The organism is Corynebacterium mastitidis DSM 44356, assembly GCF_000375365.1.
GTDB classification, from domain to species: domain Bacteria; phylum Actinomycetota; class Actinomycetes; order Mycobacteriales; family Mycobacteriaceae; genus Corynebacterium; species Corynebacterium mastitidis.
The window spans coordinates 37,189-53,121 of the sequence record NZ_AQXB01000007.1 but is presented as its reverse complement, the minus strand read 5'-3'; the positions used below and the strand labels follow the sequence as shown (position 1 = coordinate 53,121).

Here is a 15,933-nt window from a genome sequence, read left to right as displayed (position 1 = left end):
CGATCTAGGAGGCGTCGAGGGGGCGCCCGTTGAGGCTCACCTGAGAAAACACCGGGGAGCCGTCCACGGTCACCGGCTCGCTCAGCTCCAGGGTGACGCGCTCCGTGGAGCCGTTCGGGTTGATCTGCACCCCCTGGCCGGTGGCGGAGTCCGTGTCCCACTCCCACTCCAGGGCGGTGACCTGGTTGGCGCCAAAGCAATCGAGCTGCACCTGCGAGGGCTCGACGGTGGGGGTGCGCGTGCAGTCGATGAACTGCGTGGCGTTCGCGTTCAGCTCGGAGGGGGCCGAGCTGGTGGTGGCGCTTGCCGAGGCCGTGGAGGCCGGCGCGGAGGCGGCGCGCTGCGGGGAGGCGGAGAAGCTGGTGGCGGTGGCCACCTTGTCCTCGGAGTCCTGCTGGTGCGGCGGGCTGCACGCCGCGATGGCCAGGGCGGAGGCCGCCACGGCGGCGAGGGCGAGGGAACGGGAAATGGTCATGGGGGTAAGTCCTCTCGGGGAAAGAACGGGAACCTTACTTGGAGGAACGGGGGGTAGCGGCCTTGTCCGAATCATAGGGTGCCGCGGAGACGACCGTCACGGTGAGCGTGTTGCCGTTGGGGGCGGTGTACTCGCGGGTCTCGCCCTCCTTGGCGCCCACCACGGCGGCGCCCAGCGGGGACTGCTCGGAGTACGTCTCCAGATCCTTGTTGTCGGAGGCGGCGGCGCGGGTGCCGATGAGGAAGGTCTCCTTATCGTTCTCGTCGCCGTTGTAGTAGACGTGCACCACGGAACCCACGTGGGCCACGCCCTCGATCATGCTGGAGCGCTCCGTGGTGGAGTTGGCCAGGATCTCGGAGATCTGCTTGATGCGGGCTTCCTCCTGGTCCTGCATCTCGCGGGCGGCGTCGTAACCGGCGTTCTCCTTGAGGTCACCCTCCTCGCGGCGCTCGTTGATCTCGGCGGCCACCACGGGGCGGTGGTTGATCAGGGCCTGCAGCTCCGACTCCAGCTTGGCCTTGGTCTCCGGGGTGATGTACTGCTTCTGCTCATCTGCCATGTGGGTGTCCTTTCACCGATTCATCGTTATGTGTGCAGGTCTAGCATAGGCGCGCTACAGATCCATGTAGGAGGGGATCTGCGTGGAGCATCCGTAGACGCTCCCGGATACCGCCCGGTCGCGCGTGGGGATCTCCACCGCGAGGCGCTGCGTCTCCGGGCCTCCGGAGGGGATCAGCACCTCGCGGCGCCCCACCTCCGCCTTGTCGTAGTTCATCGCGGTGACGATGCAGTAACTGGGCACGCCTGGTTGGCTGCGCGTGACGTCAATGTCCAGGTGCATGGTGGCGTCGTCCACCCGCTCGAAGTTGGTCATGGCGGCCTTCACTGTGGGCTCGTCGCGCGTGGAGAGGTAGCGCGCCACCACGATCACGAACGCGATGAGCAGCACCACCATGAGGACGGCGATGACCTTCCCGCTGAGTCCCTTGGACCCCTCGGTGGGGCGGGCGGCGCCGTACCGGGACCGGGGACGCTCAAAGGGCTGTGAGGCCATGTGTTTCCACCACCAGTGCAAAACGTGTGCGAACAGTCCTGTATAGACTAGCCGATTTATATGCCCTCCCCGGCAATCGAGGGGCCTAAGATGTAGGCACATAAAAACGGCACGACGTGCCCGCGCCGCACGAACAAGAGGAAAGGAACCGTGATCCACGTGAGCGGACTGCGCCTGCTAGCGATCCACGCGCACCCGGACGACGAAGCCTCCAAGGGCGCCGCCGCGATGGCCAAATACGCCGCTGAGGGGCACCGCGTGATGGTACTCATCTGCACGGGGGGCGAGCGCGGGGACATCCTCAACCCGGCGATGGACCGCCCCGGGATTCGGGAGAACATCAGCCGGGTGCGCCGTGAGGAGATGGAGCGCGCCGCCGCCGCGCTGGGGGTGGAGCACCGCTGGCTGGGGCACGTGGACTCCGGGCTGCCCGAGGGCGACCCGCTGCCCCCGCTGCCGGAGGGCTGCTTTGGGCTGGAAAGCGGCGAGGACGTGGCCGTGGAGCTGGTGGAGGTCATCCGCCAATTCCGCCCGCACGTCATCATCACCTACGACGAAAACGGCGGCTATCCGCACCCCGATCACCTCAAGGTGCACGAGGCCTCCATGATCGCCTGGGAGAAGGCGGGCGACCCGGCCTTTGCCACCGAGGACCCCGAGGGCGGCGGACCCCAGGAGCCCTGGGAGCCGCTCAAGCTCTACTACACCCACGGCTTTGTGTACGAGCGCCTCAAGCTCTTCCACGACCTCCTGGTGGAGCGCGGCGACGCCAGCCCCTATGCCGAGATGCTGGGCCTGATGGAGGAGAACCAGGTGGACATCATGTCCCGGGTGACCACCCAGGTCCCGTGCGCCGAGTTCTTCGAGGCGCGGGAGGAGGCGCTGCGCGCGCACGCCACCCAGATCGACCCCCACGGGGGATTCCTCATCACGCGCGCCGCCGAGCAGGCGCGCCTGTGGCCCACGGAGGAGTTCGAGCTGGCCGCCACCCGGGTTCCCACCGCCCTGCCGGAGAGCGACCTTTTTGCCGGGGTGGAGCGCCCCTAGCATCAGACCTAGGCGCGGCGGCGGGGCTTGGAGTAGCGCGGGGCAGGCAATACACTGGTGGGCGTGATGATGGTGTCTGATCTCTCCGCCTACGCCGCTCAGGGGTACTCCGTGCTGGCCCAGCAGGGCAGCGGCCCCCTCGGCGCGGACTTCGGCAAGGCCTCGCCCATCGGCCTGCTGGTGCTCGTGCTGCTCGCCGCCGCCGTGCTGTACCTCGGCTGGGCCTTTCACCGCCGCTTTAGCCGGATGAATCGCCGCCGCATGTTCGCAGAGAAGCACGGCATCGACCCCTTCGACGAGCAGGCCCTGGACGCGGCGATGGAGCAGGCGGGCGTGCTCGATCACAAGAAGAAGCACTGGCTCTAGGGCCCATGATCCGGCGTAGACTAGCGCGCGTGAACCTCCTCCCGCGCCGCCTGCTGTACCCGCTCTACGAGCTGCGGTTGCGCCGGGAACTCAAGGGGCTGCCGCAGCCCCGCCACGTGGCCGTCATGTGCGACGGCAACCGGCGCTGGGCGCGCGAGGCCGGATTCGAGGATGTGAGCCACGGGCACCGCGTGGGCGCGCGCAAGATCGGGGAGATGGTGCGCTGGTGCCGCGACACACAGGTGGAGCTGGTCACCGTGTACCTGCTGTCCACCGAGAACCTGCGCCGCAGCCCCGAGGAACTCGGCATGCTGCTGGCGATCATCGCGGACGTGGTGGACGAGCTGGCCTCCCCGGCCAACAACTGCCGGGTGCGCCTGGTGGGGCACCTGGAGGCCCTGCCCACCGAGGTGGGAACGCGCATCGCGCAGGCGGTGGCGAGCACGCAGGGGCACACCGGCGTGGCCGTCAACGTGGCCGTGGGCTACGGCGGGCGTCAGGAGATCGTGGATGCCGTGTGCGACCTCGTGGAGCGCGAGGTCGCCGCGGGCACCCCGGCGGCGGAGCTGGCGGAGAAAGTCACCGTGGACTCCGTATCCCACCACCTCTACACCTCCGGGCAGCCGGACCCCGACCTGCTGATCCGCACCTCCGGCGAGCAGCGCCTCTCCGGGTTCCTGCTCTGGCAGGCCGCCTACTCCGAGATCTGGTTCACCGACACCTACTGGCCGGCCTTCCGCCGCATCGACTTCCTGCGCGCCCTGCGCGAATACTCCAAGCGCACCCGACGATTCGGAAAGTAGGGCAGGCTCATGACCCAGGTTCTGTACCAGTCCACCTACGGGGCCACCCGGCGCTATGCCGAGGCCCTAGCCCGGCGGCTTGGCACCACCGCCGAGCCGCTTGACGACCCCGCGCGGCCCCCGGGCCCCGGCGACGCGGCGGACGCCGGGCCGCTCGTGGTGCTCTCCCCGGTCCTCGGCCCCACCATCGCCGCCGCCTCCTACGCGGCCCGCCACGACCTCGGCGGGCGGCCCGTGGCCTGCGTGGCCGTGGGCATGACCCTGGTGGAGGAGGCCCGCCGCAAGGACCAGATGGCCGGAATCCTGGGGGACAAGGCCCCGCGCGTGAGCCGCTTCTACCTCCCCGGCGCCCTGTACTACTCCCGGCTTTCCACCGCGCACCGCCAGATCCTGCGCGGCATCGTGGGGGCGCTGCGCCTCAAGCCGGGGAAATCTGAGAACGAGCGCGCCATGATCCGGGCCTACAACAAGGACGTGGACCGGGTGGACCTGGGGGAGCTGGAGCCCATTGTGGAGTGGGTGGAGGCGCACGTGCATTGAGGGGGTGCCCCGCGGGAATATAGCGCTTGACAGATATAAGAGGGGTGCTTAGTCTGATACCCAGTGGCGGCGTTGGGATACGCGTACCGCGCTGATTCCGGAGGTCAGGTCATGTGCATGACCTGACCTCCGAGCGTATATGGGGGAAGAAATGTTTATCGCTTACCTTGATGAGTTCGGCCACCAGGGTCCTTTTATCAGTCCTGAGCACAGGAAATATAACACTCACCCGATTTTTGGCTACGGGGGCTATGTTATTCCCGCCGAACATGCGCGGGCTCTTGGTGGTTATTTTGAGCAGATAAAGTGGGATCTCCTGTCCTGGGAGATTGAGAGGGATAGGGCGCATCCACACCGATGGGAGAAGAAGGGAGCGCGGCTTCTTACTTCCACGAACCTTTCCAGGTATGGTGGTGAAATACGCCCTGCTTTGAAACGTATTTATGAAAAATTAGATTCCGTGGGTGGGCGCATATTTTTCTTTGGCCAAGAGACGCCTTGCGGGCCTGTCTCCGTCACAGGAGAAACATCGAAGGATCGAGAGGCTCATTGTCTGATTCAAACCGCACGGCGCCTTGGCACATATGCGAAGGTTAAGGGTGGGAATATGTTCATCATTATGGATGCTACCGACACGGATAATCGGGAGCGTGCGGTGGCTACCCTGGGGCGTACCATCTATTCCCGTGAGGGGGACACCGATAGCATTATTGAGATCCCACTCCAGGCGGATAATCGTCTCTACGGAACCATTCAGTTGGCAGATTGGACATGTGCCCTGCTTATGCGTATTTCGCACTATCATTTTTGCGAGGGATCGGACGCTCGTTGGTCGGTGGATCTTGCCCGGCGCGTATGGCGGGCACGCTATTTCACTCCAAACTCTATTATCTGGTCAAACGATCTTCTCCGTCGTGAAAAATGCTTCCCTGGAAGCCTTCTAGGGGCGCATCCTTTTTGAGAAAAGATCAAGAACAAAAATGGAAGGCACGGCATATGCATTGAATGTGGCGGTGGTATGGCTTAGCACGCAGAAGAAGCTGTCGTCGGGAAGAAGATGATTCTGGGGAAGGCTCATCGTGGGATATGGCGCCCGCATGATCCACGAGGCATACGCCCGAGCAGGGCTAAATCTTTCTCAGCCTGACCCGCTGCACGCGGTGGTCGCTGTCCTTGGTGAGCACCAAGGAGGCCCGCACCCGGGTGGGCAGGATGTTTTCCACCAGGTTGGGCAGGTTGATGGACTGCCAGATCTCCCGGGCGGCGCGGGTCGCAGCGGCGTCGTCAAGCTCCGCGAAGTGCCTAAAATGCGCGCCGGGCTTGCGGAAGGCCCCCTGGCGCATGGTGAGGAAGCGGTCGATGTACCAGCGCTCGATCACGCTGGTGCGCGCGTCCACGTACACGGAGAAGTCGAAGAGATCGGACACCATGAGCGTGGGGCCCGTTTGCAGCACGTTGAGCCCCTCGAGGATGAGGATGTCGGGCCGGTGCACCACGTGCTCCCGGTCCGGCACGCGGTCGTAGAGGTGGTGGGAGTATACGGGGGCGCGCACCTCGGGGGCGCCGGACTTGACCTCGGTGACAAAGCGCAGCAGGGCGCGGCGGTCGTAGGACTCCGGGAATCCCTTGCGGTTCATCATGCGGCGCGCGCGCAGCTCGGCGGCGGGGTAGAGGAAGCCGTCGGTGGTGACCAGGTCCACCTTGGGGTGAGAGTCCCAGCGCTGCAGCAGCACCTGGAGCACGCGGGCCGTGGTGGACTTGCCCACCGCCACCGAGCCCGCCAGCCCGATGATGAAGGGCGGGTGCTCGCGGGAGGCGTGGGGGCGCTGGGTGCCGTCGAGGAAGGTCTCGGTGGCCTCGCTGAGCTTCTGGCGCGCGGTCACCTGAAGATGGATGAGGCGGCTCAGCGGGAGGTAGACCTCCGCCACCTCCGCGAGGTCGATGTTCTCGCCGATTCCGCGCAGCCGCACCACCTCCTCCTCGGTGAGCACCTGGGGCATGGATTGGCGCAGTTGCCGCCACTGGGGGCGGTCGAAGTCGAGGTAGGGGCTGACGACGGGGGCACGCGACATGCCCACCATTGTGCCCCGAACCGCGCCGGGTGCGGTCATCGCGCCGGTGCGGTGGCGGTCAGGGGCGCGGCGGGTGGTGCGGTGGGGGCGCGCCGGGCGCGTGGTCGCCACCGGGGCCACACGGCGGCACGTGGCGGTGTCGCGGCGGTGTCGCGGCGAGGGAGCGCCGGGCGCGGCATAAAGAGGTGGGTAAAGGGGCGGGGTGCGGCTAGACTCTCAGGGGAAGTTTCCTCAAAAACGAAAGGTGGCTCAGGCCGCGATGAGCAAGGACGTGCGCACAACCCCCCTGGCCGAGGTGGACCCGGAGGTCTCCCAGGCGATCTCGGGGGAGCTGAATCGCCAGCGCAGCACCCTGGAAATGATCGCCTCGGAGAACTTTGTGCCCCGCGCCGTGCTGGAGGCCCAGGGCTCGGTGCTCACCAACAAGTACGCCGAGGGGTACCCCGGCCGCCGCTACTACGGCGGCTGCGAGCACGTGGACGTGGTGGAGGACCTGGCGCGGGACCGCGCCAAGGCCCTCTTTGGTGCGGAGTACGCCAACGTGCAGCCGCACTCCGGCGCCCAGGCCAACGCCGCCGTGCTGCACGCGGCGGCCCGCCCCGGCGATAAGATCATGGGCCTTTCCCTCGCGCACGGCGGGCACCTGACCCACGGCATGAAGATCAACTTCTCCGGGCGCCTCTACGACGTGGTGGCCTACGAGGTGGACTCGGAGACGATGCGCATCGACATGGACCGCGTGCGCGAGCTAGCCCTGGAGCACCGCCCCAAGGTGCTCATCGCGGGCTGGTCCGCCTACCCCCGCACCATCGACTTCGCCGCCTTCCGTTCCATCGCGGACGAGGTGGGGGCGGTGCTGTGGACGGACATGGCGCACTTCGCGGGCCTGGTGGCCGCCGGGCTGCACCCCTCCCCGGTGCCGCACTCGGACATCGTCTCGAGCACGGTGCACAAGACGCTGGGCGGCCCGCGCTCCGGGCTGATCCTGGCCAAGGAGGAGTGGGCCAAGAAGCTCAACTCCGCCGTGTTCCCCGGGCAGCAGGGCGGCCCGCTCATGCACGTGGTGGCGGCCAAGGCCACGGCCCTGAAGATCGCCGGGACCGAGGAGTTCAAGGAGCGCCAGCAGCGCACGCTGGAGGGCGCGCGCCTGGTGGCCGAGCGCCTGACCGCCGAGGACTGCCGCGCGGCGGGCGTGGACGTGCTCACCGGCGGCACGGACGTGCACCTCGTGCTGGCGGACCTGCGCACCTCCAACCTGGACGGCCAGCAGGCCGAGGACCTACTGCACCAGGTGGGCATCACGGTCAATCGCAACGCCGTGCCCTTCGACCCGCGCCCGCCGGCAGTCTCCTCCGGCCTGCGCATCGGCACCTCGGCCCTGGTCACCCGAGGCCTGGATGCCGCCGCTTTCGAGGAGGTCGCGGACGTGATCGGCACCGCCCTGGCCGCGGGCCAGAACGCGGACGTGGAGGCGCTGCGCGCCCGCGTGGCCAAGATCGCGGAGCACTACCCGCTCTACGAGGGCATCGAGGACTGGAGGATGCTGAGCTAAAACCCCACGGCGCCCCCACGGCGCCCGCGCGGTACCCACGCGGTACCGGAACGCAAGAACGCACCGAGGCGGCGCCCCGGTCCTCCCGTAGGAGCCGTGGGGCGCCGCCTCGGTGCCGCGTGGGGCAGGGGGCGCTAGGCCTCGCCGCTCGTTGCGGCGTCGTCCTCCCCGGCGGCGCGCCCCTCGGCCAGGGCGGCGCGCTCCCGGCCCAGCCACTCCGGCTGGTGGGCCAGCAGTTCCTTGATCTCGGCGGTGGTCATGGGCTTGTCCATGTCGTTGCGCTTGAGGGCGGCGATGGTGATGCCCAGCTTCTGGGCCACCACGGGGCGCGGGTGCGGGCCGGTGCGGCGCAGCTCCGCCAGCCACTCGGGCGGGTTTTCCTGCAGGTCGCGCAGCTCGGCGTGGGTGATGGCGCCCTCGCGGAACTCGGCGGGGGCGGCGGGCAGGTAAATGCCGAGCTTCTTGGCGGCGGTCTGCGCTCTCATCGCGGTGCCGGAGGGGGTGCGCACGTCCTGGTTGGTTTCACTCATGCTGTCTCACGGTAGCATTATCCGCATGTTGCGCCTCGCCTTTGTGACCGGCACGGAACCGGGAAAGTGGTTCGATCGCTTTGCGCAGCGCACCGACCACGGCGGGCTTATGCCCCTGGACAGCGAGGACCCCCTGGCCCTGCTGGAGGCGGGCGAGGCGGACCTCGCTCTGGCCCGCCTGCCCGACGCCCGGGTGGGGCAGGATCATCACGTGGTGCGCCTCTACGCCGAGGCGCGCGGCGTGGCGGTGCCCAAGGGCAGCATCTTTGCCGAGGCCGGGGACCCCGTGGGCGCCGCGGACCTCGCCGGGGAGATGGTGCAGTACCGCGTGCCCGCCTCCGGCGAGGTGAACGTGGCCCAGGTGCGCGCCGCGCTGGCCGTGGTGGCGGCCAACGTGGGCGTGGCGATCGCCCCGCGCCCCCTGCTCAAGATCCTCAGCCGCAAGCAGGTGGTGCCCCTGCCCCTGGCCGGGGACGCGGACGAGCGGGGAGAACCCGTGCCGGAGACGCACATCGCCCTGGTGTGGCGCCGCGAGGCGGATAGCGACGCGATCCAGGACTTCGTGGGCATCGCGCGCGGGCGCACCCGCAACTCCTCGCGGCAGGCGGCCCCCAGGCGCAGCGCGCGGGAGAAGGCCAAGGCCAAACAGGAGCGCCGGGCCGGGAGGGCGCGGGGCGAGAAGAAAAAGACGCAGAGGGATCAACACCGGGCGGGCAGGAACGCGGGTAACCGCAGGAGGACGAGATGAGCAGGCAGGCGAGGGCGGCGAGGTGGGGTGCGCTGGCGCTGTGCGGGGCGCTCGCGGCGGGGTGTGCCGCGCCGGGGGAGAACCCCGCCGCCGAGCGGACCGGCGAGCCGACGGCCCCGGCCACAGCGGAGCACAAGGTGGGCGGTACCCCGGTGCCGCCGGAGGTGGCCCGCGCCACGGAGCAGGCGGAGGAGGGCGGGGCGACGGTGCTGGCCGTGACCGCCGAGGAACCGCAGCGCTACCTCGTGGAGTTCAGCGACGGCTCCTCGGTGGTGTACTCCCCGGAAACGGGCGTGCAGCGGGTGCGCGGCAAGCTCGCCCGCATCTGGCTGCGCGAGGGCGGCCTGGGCGCCCCGGTGGGGCTGCCGGTGGCCGGGGAGGAGGAGCTGCCGGACGGCAGCGGATGGATCCAGCGCTTTGAGCGCGGCAGCGTCTCCTGGGCCCGGGACGCGGAGGGCCAGTACGGGGCGGAGGTGCAGTCCTAGCCCCGCGCGGGTTTGCGGGGCTGCGGGTCTGGGGGCTGGGGGGCTGGGGCCGGAGGTAAGAAAACTTCACCCCGCGTTCAACTGCTATCCACCTGCGGTGCCTAGCCTGGCCTCGTGGTCACACCGAATCCGCGCATCCGCCCCCGCATTCTGCGAATGCGGGGGCCTTTTGCCGTGGTGGCGTCACCTATCCGTTGCCCCGCTGTCTTTGTAAGGAATGGAGCCTCATGCCTTCGTCGCACGCCCGCACCTACGTGATCGATACCTCGGTGCTGCTCTCGGACCCCCGGTGCCTGAGCAAGTTCGCCGAGCACCACGTGATCCTGCCCCTGGCCGTGGTCTCGGAGCTGGAGGCCAAGCGTCAGCACCCGGAGCTGGGGTGGTTTGCCCGCGAGGCGCTGCGGCACCTCGAGGAGCTGCGCGCCACCTACGCGCGCCTGGACGAGCCGGTTCCCGCCAACGAGGAGGGCGGCACCTTGTGCGTGGAACTCAACCACCAGGATCAGTCGGTGCTGCCGCTGCCCCTGCGCGGGGAGGGCGGCGACCAGCGCATCCTGGCCTGCGCCCTGAATCTCCAAGAGGAGGGCCACGAGGTGACGGTGGTGACCAAGGACGTGCCCCTGCGGGTCAAGGCCGGGGCCGTGGGCCTGGACGCGGACGAGTACCACGCCCAGGACGTGGTGCTCACCGGCTACTCCGGCATGGACACCCTGCACATTCCCGGGGAGTTTATCGACGCCCTCTATGCCCACGGGGAGGTGGACCTGCCGGAGGGGGAGACCCAGGAGGGCACCCCGGTGCGCGAGCTGCCGCTGCACTGCGGGCTGCGCCTGCAGGGGGCCACCCAGTCCGCCCTGGCCCGGGTGGGGGTGGGCAGGCTGGTGCTGGTGCCGGGGGACCAGCAGGCCTTCGGGCTGCACGGGCGCTCGGCGGAGCAGCGGGTGGCCCTGGACCTGCTCAACGACCCGGAGGTGGGCATCGTCTCCATCGGGGGCCGCGCGGGCACCGGTAAGTCCGCCCTGGCCCTGTGCGCGGGCCTGGAGGCCGTGCTGGAGCGCGGGGAGCACCGGAGGATCATCGTGTTCCGGCCCCTGTACGCGGTGGGCGGGCAGTCCCTGGGCTTCCTCCCCGGCTCCGAGGACGAGAAGATGAACCCCTGGGCGCAGGCGGTGTATGACACCCTATCGGGGCTCGTCTCGGACAACGTGCTCGAGGAGATCCACGAGCGCGGCCTGCTCGAGGTGCTGCCCCTGACGCACATTCGCGGGCGCAGCCTGCACGACGCCTTCGTGATCGTGGACGAGGCCCAGTCGCTCGAGCGCAACGTGCTGCTCACCGTGCTCTCGCGCCTGGGCTCCGGGTCCCGGGTGGTGCTCACCCACGACGTCGCCCAGCGCGACAACCTCCGCGTGGGCCGCCACGACGGGGTGCAGGCGGTGATCGAGAAGCTCAAGGGCCACGAGCTGTTCGCGCACATCACCCTGCGGCGCTCGGAGCGCTCCGCGATCGCGGAGCTGGTCACAGACCTGTTGGAGGAGCACTGAGGTATAGCCGAGCCCCTCGTTGCGGCGCTCGGTTGCGCGCGGCGGTGGAAAGCGTCACAATCGTCTGCATGTCACAAGCGTCCTTTAGGATCAGAGCGTTCGAGGAGCGGGACTTCCCGCAGGTCCAGGCCATCTACGAGCATGGCCTGGATACGGGGCATGCCAGCTACGAGCGCAAGGCGCCCACCTGGGATAAGTTCCGCACCTCCAAGATCATGGAGACGGTGTTTGTTGCGGTCGAGGAGGAGGACGACGCCAAGGTGCTCGGCTGGGTGTCCGCCGCGCCGGTGTCCTCCCGCCAGGTGTTCAGCGGGGTGGTGGAGGACTCCATCTACATCGGCCCCGAGGCCCGGGGGCGCGGCATCGCCGGCGCGCTGCTGGATCACCTGGTGGAGACCTGCGCCAGGCTGGACAAGTGGGCCATCCACTCCTGGATCTTCCCGGAGAACGAGGGCTCGGCCAAGCTGCACCAGTCGCGCGGCTTCGAGAAGGTGGGCACCTACCACCACCTGGCCAAGATGCCCTACGGGGAGATGGCGGGCCAGTGGCGCGACACGGACGTGTGGGAGAAGCTGCTGCCCAAGCCGGACATCGCGGTGGAGGACCTGCCGGATAACTAAGCTACGTTGTACGCCTCACAGGGCCGGGACGCATACGGTGCGCCCCGGCCTATTTTTCTCGGGTGACCGCGTACACGCCCACGCTCAGCGCGCAGAAGGCCGACGCGCCCAGCAGCCCGCCGAGGGTGCCCAGCGGTCCCGTGGGAGAGAAGGCGAGGAGGGCCAGCCCCAGCGCGGAGGCGCAGATCAGGGCGCGCGGCGCGGCGGGGGAGAAGCCGGGGCGGTCGTCGGCCCGCAGGGCGCGGGCCGCTAAGGCGAACGAGGTGAGGGCGATGCCGAGCGGGGCCAGCCACCCGCTCGTGGCGCACGCGGCGGACATCACGCTCGCGATGCCCACCGCTATGGCGGCCGCCTGCCACTCGCGCATGATCTAAGAGATCGTCTCCTTCAGCTTGTCTTCCTTCACCCACACCAGGACCGCCGAGCATAGCAGGGCCAGCGGCATGAGGAGCAGGAAGATGGGGGTGAGGGCGTCGTTGTAGCTGGTCTCGATCGCCTGGCGGATGGGCTCGGGCAGGTCCGCCAGCGCGCCGGGGGTCAGGTGCGAGGAGCCGTCGCCGAGCTGCTGGCCTGCGGGCAGGTTGCGCTGGAGCTGCGTGGTGAGGTTGCCCACGAACAGCCCGCCCACCAGGGCGGAGCCCACGGAGCCGCCGATCTGCCGGAAGAAGTTGTTGGTGGCCGTCACCGTGCCCACCATGCCCACGGGGAAGGAGTTCTGCACGATGAGCACCAGGATCTGCATGGAGCAGCCCATGCCGAAGCCGAAGAGGAAGAGGTACAGGCCCACGATCACCAGCGAGGTCTCGGCGTGCAGGGTGGACAGCAGCGTCATGCCCACGGACACGATGAGCAGGCCGAAGATGGGGAAGGCCTTGTACCGGCCGAATTTGGAGACGAGGTTGCCCACCACGATGGAGGTGCCCATCAGGCCCACCATCATGCTTAGCAGCATGAGGCCCGCCCGGGTGGGGGTCATGCCGTGGACCATCTGCAGGTAGGTGGGCAGGTAGGCCAGGGAGCCGAACATGAAGATCCCGATGCCGAAGCCGGACACGGTGGTGAGCACGAAGTTGCGGTTCTGAAACAGGCTCATGGGCACCAGTGGATCGTGGGCGCGCGTCTCCACGAACACGAAGAGCGCGCCGACGACCACGGCGGTGGCGATGAGGCCCAGGATCACCGGGGAGCCCCACTCGTACTCGTTGCCGCCCCACGTCATGAAGAGCACCAGGGCGGCGGTGGCGATGGACATGGTGACCATGCCCAGCCAGTCGAAGTTCAGGCGCTTGGGCTTGGGCGGGAGCTGCAGGAGGTAGGAGATGGCGGCGATGGAGACCAGGCCGATGGGCACGTTGAGCCACAGGCCCCAGCGCCAGCCCAGGCCGTCGGTGAACCAGCCGCCGAGGATCGGGCCGAGCACGGCGGAGACGCCAAAGACGGAGCCCATCACCCCCATGTACTTGCCTCGCTCGCGGGCGGTGGTGACCTCGGCGGTGATCGCCTGGGAGAGGATCATCATGCCGCCCGCGGCCACGCCCTGTAGCACGCGGGCCAGGATGAGCACGCTCATGGACTGCGCGGCGCCGCCGATGAGCGATCCGAGGACGAAGAGGGAGTTGGCGAAGAGGAACAGCCCCTTGCGGCCGATCTGATCCCCGAGCTTGCCAAAGATCGGCAGCGCGATGGTCTGGCCCAGGAGGAAGCCGGTAATCACCCACGTCATGTGGTTGACCCCACCCAGCTCGCCCACGATGGTGGGCAGCGCGGTGGAGAAGATCATCTGGCCCAAGGAGCTCATGAGCATGGCGAGCATGAGCGCGCCGATGATCCAGGGCAGGCGCTGTTTGCGCGAGGGTTCCTGGTGCTGTGGTGTGTGCGTGGTCATCGTTCCTTCTCTGTCGAGGGGTGTATTGCTCGAAGATTGCGCAGCGCGCGGTGGCCGCTGGCGCGCAGGGACTCCGCGGTGGTGTCGTGCTCCGCCATCCACATCCGCATGCCCAGTTGCAGCGCGGCGCTGGCCAGGGTGACCACGGCGTGCGCCTCGTGCTCGCCGGGGCCGCCCAGCCGCCGCTGGTCCGGGTGGTGGTCCACGTAGCGCTGCACCATCTGGGCCACCGCGTGGTGAACCTCGTGGGACTGCGCGAGGTGGTTGTAGGAGAGCGCGGGATTATTGCGCCGGATCGTCTTGCGGTGCCGCAGGAGCTGGACGTCATGGTCCGCCACGAAGGCGTGGAAGAGGGCGTCGAGCACCGCCGCCACCAGGTCCTCGTGGCGGGTGCGCACGAAGTCCTCCTGCTCCTCGGGCGGGGGCATGCGCGCCGGGCGGCCCAGCACGGCGATCTCTTTGGACTCCACGTAGTTGAAAAAGGTGCGGCGGGAGACCTCAGCGGCCGCGCAGATGTCCTCCACGGTCACGGCCTCGTAGCCGCGCTCGAGCACCAGGCGGGTGGCCTGCTCCTCGATGGCGCGCAGGGTGGTGCGCCGCTTTGCTTCCCGGAGTGAGGTGGTGTCGTTCTGCACGAGACAAGAAGGTACCCCCAAAGTATACTGAGTGCAAAAATGCACGCGATCTACTTTTGCAGTCCTTTGTGCCTGTGGGTGTTCGACGCCGGGGCCGTAGACATGAAAAACCCCGGGACACGGGGCCGTGGCCGCCGCGCCCCGGGGAGGGCAGAGGGGTCTCTAGCGCTTATCGCGGTCCGTGTTGGCCATCGCCAGCACGTCCAGGCGCTTGTCCAGCTCCTCCTCGGTGAGCTTCTCGCCGTCCACGAAGCCCAGCTCGATCACGGCCTCGCGGATGGTGATCTCCTTGGCCAGCGCGTGCTTGGCCACCTTGGCGGCGGCCTCGTAGCCGATGGCGGAGTTCAGCGGCGTGACGATGGAGGGGGAGGACTCCGCGAGCGTCTTCATGCGCTCCACGTTGGGCTCGATGCCGTCCACCAGGCGCTCGGCGAACACGCGGGCGGTGTTGGCCAGCAGGCGGGAGGACTCCAGCACGTTGCGGGCCATCATGGGGATGAACACGTTGAGCTCGAACTGGCCCTGGGTGCCGCCGAAGGCGATGGCGGCGTCGTTGCCGATCACCTGGGCGGAGACCTGGGTGGCCGTCTCGCACAGCACCGGGTTAACCTTGCCCGGCATGATGGAGGAGCCCGGCTGGAGGTCCGGGAGGCGGATCTCGGAGAGGCCGGTCAGCGGGCCGGAGCCCATCAGACGGATGTCGTTGGCGATCTTGTACAGGGACACCGCGATGGTGCGCATGGCGCCGGAGTACTCCACCAGGGCGTCGCGCGCGGCCTGGGCCTCGAAGTGGTTGCGGGCCTCGCTCAGCTCCTCCAGGCCGGTCAGCGAGCGCAGCTCCTCGGTGACCTTGGCGCCAAAGTCCGCGGAGGTGTTGATGCCCGTGCCGGCGGCGGTGCCGCCGATGGCCAGCTCGCCCAGGCGGGGCAGGGTGGCCTCCACGCGCTCGATCCCGGCCTCGATCTGGCGGGCGTAGCCGCCGAACTCCTGGCCCAGGGTCACCGGCACGGCGTCCATGAGGTGCGTGCGGCCGGACTTGACCACGGACTCCCACTCGGCGGCCTTGGCGGCCAGGGAATCGCGCAGCACCTTCAGGCCGGGGATGAGGTCCTTCACGGCGGCCTCGGTGGCGGCCACGTGGGTGGCGGTGGGGAAGGTGTCGTTGGAGGACTGGCCCATGTTCACGTGGTCGTTGGGGTGGACCTCCACGCCCGCGGCCTTGGCCAGGGAGGCGATGACCTCGTTGGTGTTCATGTTGGAGGAGGTACCGGAGCCGGTCTGGAACACGTCGATGGGGAACTGATCGTCGTGCTTGCCCGCCGCGATCTCCTTGGCGGCGGCGATGATGGCGTCCGCCAGGGTGGCGTCCAGCGCCCCGGAGTCCTTGTTCACCTGGGCGCAGGCGGCCTTGAGCAGGCCCATCGCGCGGATCTGCGCGGCCTCGAGCCCGCGCCCGGAGATGGGGAAGTTCTCCACCGCGCGCTGGGTCTGGGCGCGCCACAGGGCGTCGATGGGAACCTTGACCTCGCCCATCGTGTCGTGCTCAATGCGGTATTCGGTCATTGCTATCACCTTTG

Annotated in this window: 19 protein-coding genes; 10 read left to right on the top strand and 9 right to left on the bottom strand. The window is 68.6% G+C overall.

Annotation, left to right across the window (positions count from 1 at the left end; translation table 11 throughout):
• Positions 1–4: 4 nt before the first annotated feature.
• The 3 genes from B140_RS12395 to B140_RS0108930 are packed head-to-tail and all read right to left on the bottom strand — an operon-like array spanning position 5 to position 1,529.
• Positions 5–475 (bottom strand): hypothetical protein, encoded by a 471-nt coding sequence (locus tag B140_RS12395; RefSeq protein ID WP_018119019.1) that lies wholly within the window; start codon positions 473–475, stop codon positions 5–7.
• Positions 476–509: 34 nt separating this feature from the next.
• A complete protein-coding gene (gene greA / locus B140_RS0108935) occupies positions 510–1,034 on the bottom strand; it encodes a transcription elongation factor GreA (RefSeq protein ID WP_018119018.1) in 525 nt (174 codons plus the stop codon).
• A 54-nt stretch (positions 1,035–1,088) separates the two neighbouring features.
• Complete coding sequence (locus tag B140_RS0108930; RefSeq protein ID WP_018119017.1) at positions 1,089–1,529, bottom strand: DUF4307 domain-containing protein; 441 nt, start codon at positions 1,527–1,529, stop codon at positions 1,089–1,091.
• 159 nt (positions 1,530–1,688) lie between these two features.
• Here B140_RS0108930 and mca point away from each other — a divergent pair, with 159 nt between their 5' ends.
• The 5 genes from mca to B140_RS13395 all read left to right on the top strand — a co-directional run bounded on the left by mca (position 1,689) and on the right by B140_RS13395 (position 5,246).
• Positions 1,689–2,576: a mycothiol conjugate amidase Mca gene (gene mca / locus B140_RS0108925; protein WP_026166184.1), complete on the top strand. Its 888-nt coding sequence runs from the start codon at positions 1,689–1,691 to the stop codon at positions 2,574–2,576.
• Between the two features lie 66 nt (positions 2,577–2,642).
• Positions 2,643–2,942, top strand: coding sequence for a hypothetical protein (locus tag B140_RS0108920; protein WP_026166183.1), 300 nt, complete (start codon positions 2,643–2,645; stop codon positions 2,940–2,942).
• A 5-nt stretch (positions 2,943–2,947) separates the two neighbouring features.
• The gene (locus tag B140_RS0108915) at positions 2,948–3,745 is read left to right on the top strand and encodes an isoprenyl transferase (protein WP_051069287.1); all 798 of its coding nucleotides are present in this window, start codon (positions 2,948–2,950) and stop codon (positions 3,743–3,745) included.
• Between the two features lie 9 nt (positions 3,746–3,754).
• Positions 3,755–4,285: a flavodoxin domain-containing protein gene (locus B140_RS0108910; protein WP_018119013.1), complete on the top strand. Its 531-nt coding sequence runs from the start codon at positions 3,755–3,757 to the stop codon at positions 4,283–4,285.
• Positions 4,286–4,436: 151 nt separating this feature from the next.
• Positions 4,437–5,246, top strand: coding sequence for a DUF3800 domain-containing protein (locus B140_RS13395; RefSeq protein ID WP_083912288.1), 810 nt, complete (start codon positions 4,437–4,439; stop codon positions 5,244–5,246).
• 166 nt (positions 5,247–5,412) lie between these two features.
• Here the strand turns inward: B140_RS13395 and coaA are convergent, their stop codons facing one another.
• On the bottom strand, positions 5,413–6,396 hold the full coding sequence (gene coaA, locus B140_RS0108905; RefSeq protein ID WP_051069290.1) for a type I pantothenate kinase: 984 nt from the start codon (positions 6,394–6,396) through the stop codon (positions 5,413–5,415).
• Between the two features lie 220 nt (positions 6,397–6,616).
• Here coaA and glyA point away from each other — a divergent pair, with 220 nt between their 5' ends.
• The gene (gene glyA / locus B140_RS0108890) at positions 6,617–7,909 is read left to right on the top strand and encodes a serine hydroxymethyltransferase (protein ID WP_018119011.1); all 1,293 of its coding nucleotides are present in this window, start codon (positions 6,617–6,619) and stop codon (positions 7,907–7,909) included.
• Positions 7,910–8,043: 134 nt separating this feature from the next.
• On the opposite strand, the gene B140_RS0108885 is transcribed toward glyA, so the two are convergent.
• Complete coding sequence (locus tag B140_RS0108885; RefSeq protein ID WP_018119010.1) at positions 8,044–8,439, bottom strand: DUF5997 family protein; 396 nt, start codon at positions 8,437–8,439, stop codon at positions 8,044–8,046.
• A gap of 25 nt (positions 8,440–8,464) precedes the next feature.
• On the opposite strand from B140_RS0108885, the gene B140_RS0108880 reads away from it, so the two are divergent.
• The 4 genes from B140_RS0108880 to B140_RS0108865 all read left to right on the top strand — a co-directional run bounded on the left by B140_RS0108880 (position 8,465) and on the right by B140_RS0108865 (position 11,836).
• Positions 8,465–9,187: a LysR substrate-binding domain-containing protein gene (locus B140_RS0108880; RefSeq protein ID WP_018119009.1), complete on the top strand. Its 723-nt coding sequence runs from the start codon at positions 8,465–8,467 to the stop codon at positions 9,185–9,187.
• On the top strand, positions 9,184–9,672 hold the full coding sequence (locus B140_RS13005; protein ID WP_018119008.1) for an LGFP repeat-containing protein: 489 nt from the start codon (positions 9,184–9,186) through the stop codon (positions 9,670–9,672). The genes B140_RS0108880 and B140_RS13005 overlap by 4 nt, the downstream gene beginning before the upstream one ends.
• Before the next feature lie 227 nt (positions 9,673–9,899).
• A complete protein-coding gene (gene phoH2, locus B140_RS0108870; protein WP_018119007.1) occupies positions 9,900–11,216 on the top strand; it encodes an RNA 5'-3' helicase PhoH2 in 1,317 nt (438 codons plus the stop codon).
• Positions 11,217–11,284: 68 nt separating this feature from the next.
• Complete coding sequence (locus tag B140_RS0108865) at positions 11,285–11,836, top strand: GNAT family N-acetyltransferase (RefSeq protein ID WP_018119006.1); 552 nt, start codon at positions 11,285–11,287, stop codon at positions 11,834–11,836.
• A gap of 49 nt (positions 11,837–11,885) precedes the next feature.
• Here B140_RS0108865 and B140_RS0108860 read toward each other — a convergent pair whose 3' ends face one another.
• The 4 genes from B140_RS0108860 to B140_RS0108845 all read right to left on the bottom strand — a co-directional run bounded on the left by B140_RS0108860 (position 11,886) and on the right by B140_RS0108845 (position 15,919).
• Entirely contained in the window at positions 11,886–12,203 is a 318-nt protein-coding gene (locus B140_RS0108860) for a hypothetical protein (RefSeq protein ID WP_018119005.1), read from the bottom strand.
• Positions 12,204–12,206: 3 nt separating this feature from the next.
• Entirely contained in the window at positions 12,207–13,721 is a 1,515-nt protein-coding gene (locus tag B140_RS0108855; RefSeq protein WP_018119004.1) for an MDR family MFS transporter, read from the bottom strand.
• Complete coding sequence (locus tag B140_RS0108850; RefSeq protein WP_018119003.1) at positions 13,718–14,356, bottom strand: TetR/AcrR family transcriptional regulator; 639 nt, start codon at positions 14,354–14,356, stop codon at positions 13,718–13,720. The genes B140_RS0108855 and B140_RS0108850 overlap by 4 nt, the downstream gene beginning before the upstream one ends.
• A 162-nt stretch (positions 14,357–14,518) precedes the next feature.
• A complete protein-coding gene (locus B140_RS0108845; protein ID WP_018119002.1) occupies positions 14,519–15,919 on the bottom strand; it encodes a class II fumarate hydratase in 1,401 nt (466 codons plus the stop codon).
• Between the last annotated feature and the right edge of the window lie 14 nt (positions 15,920–15,933).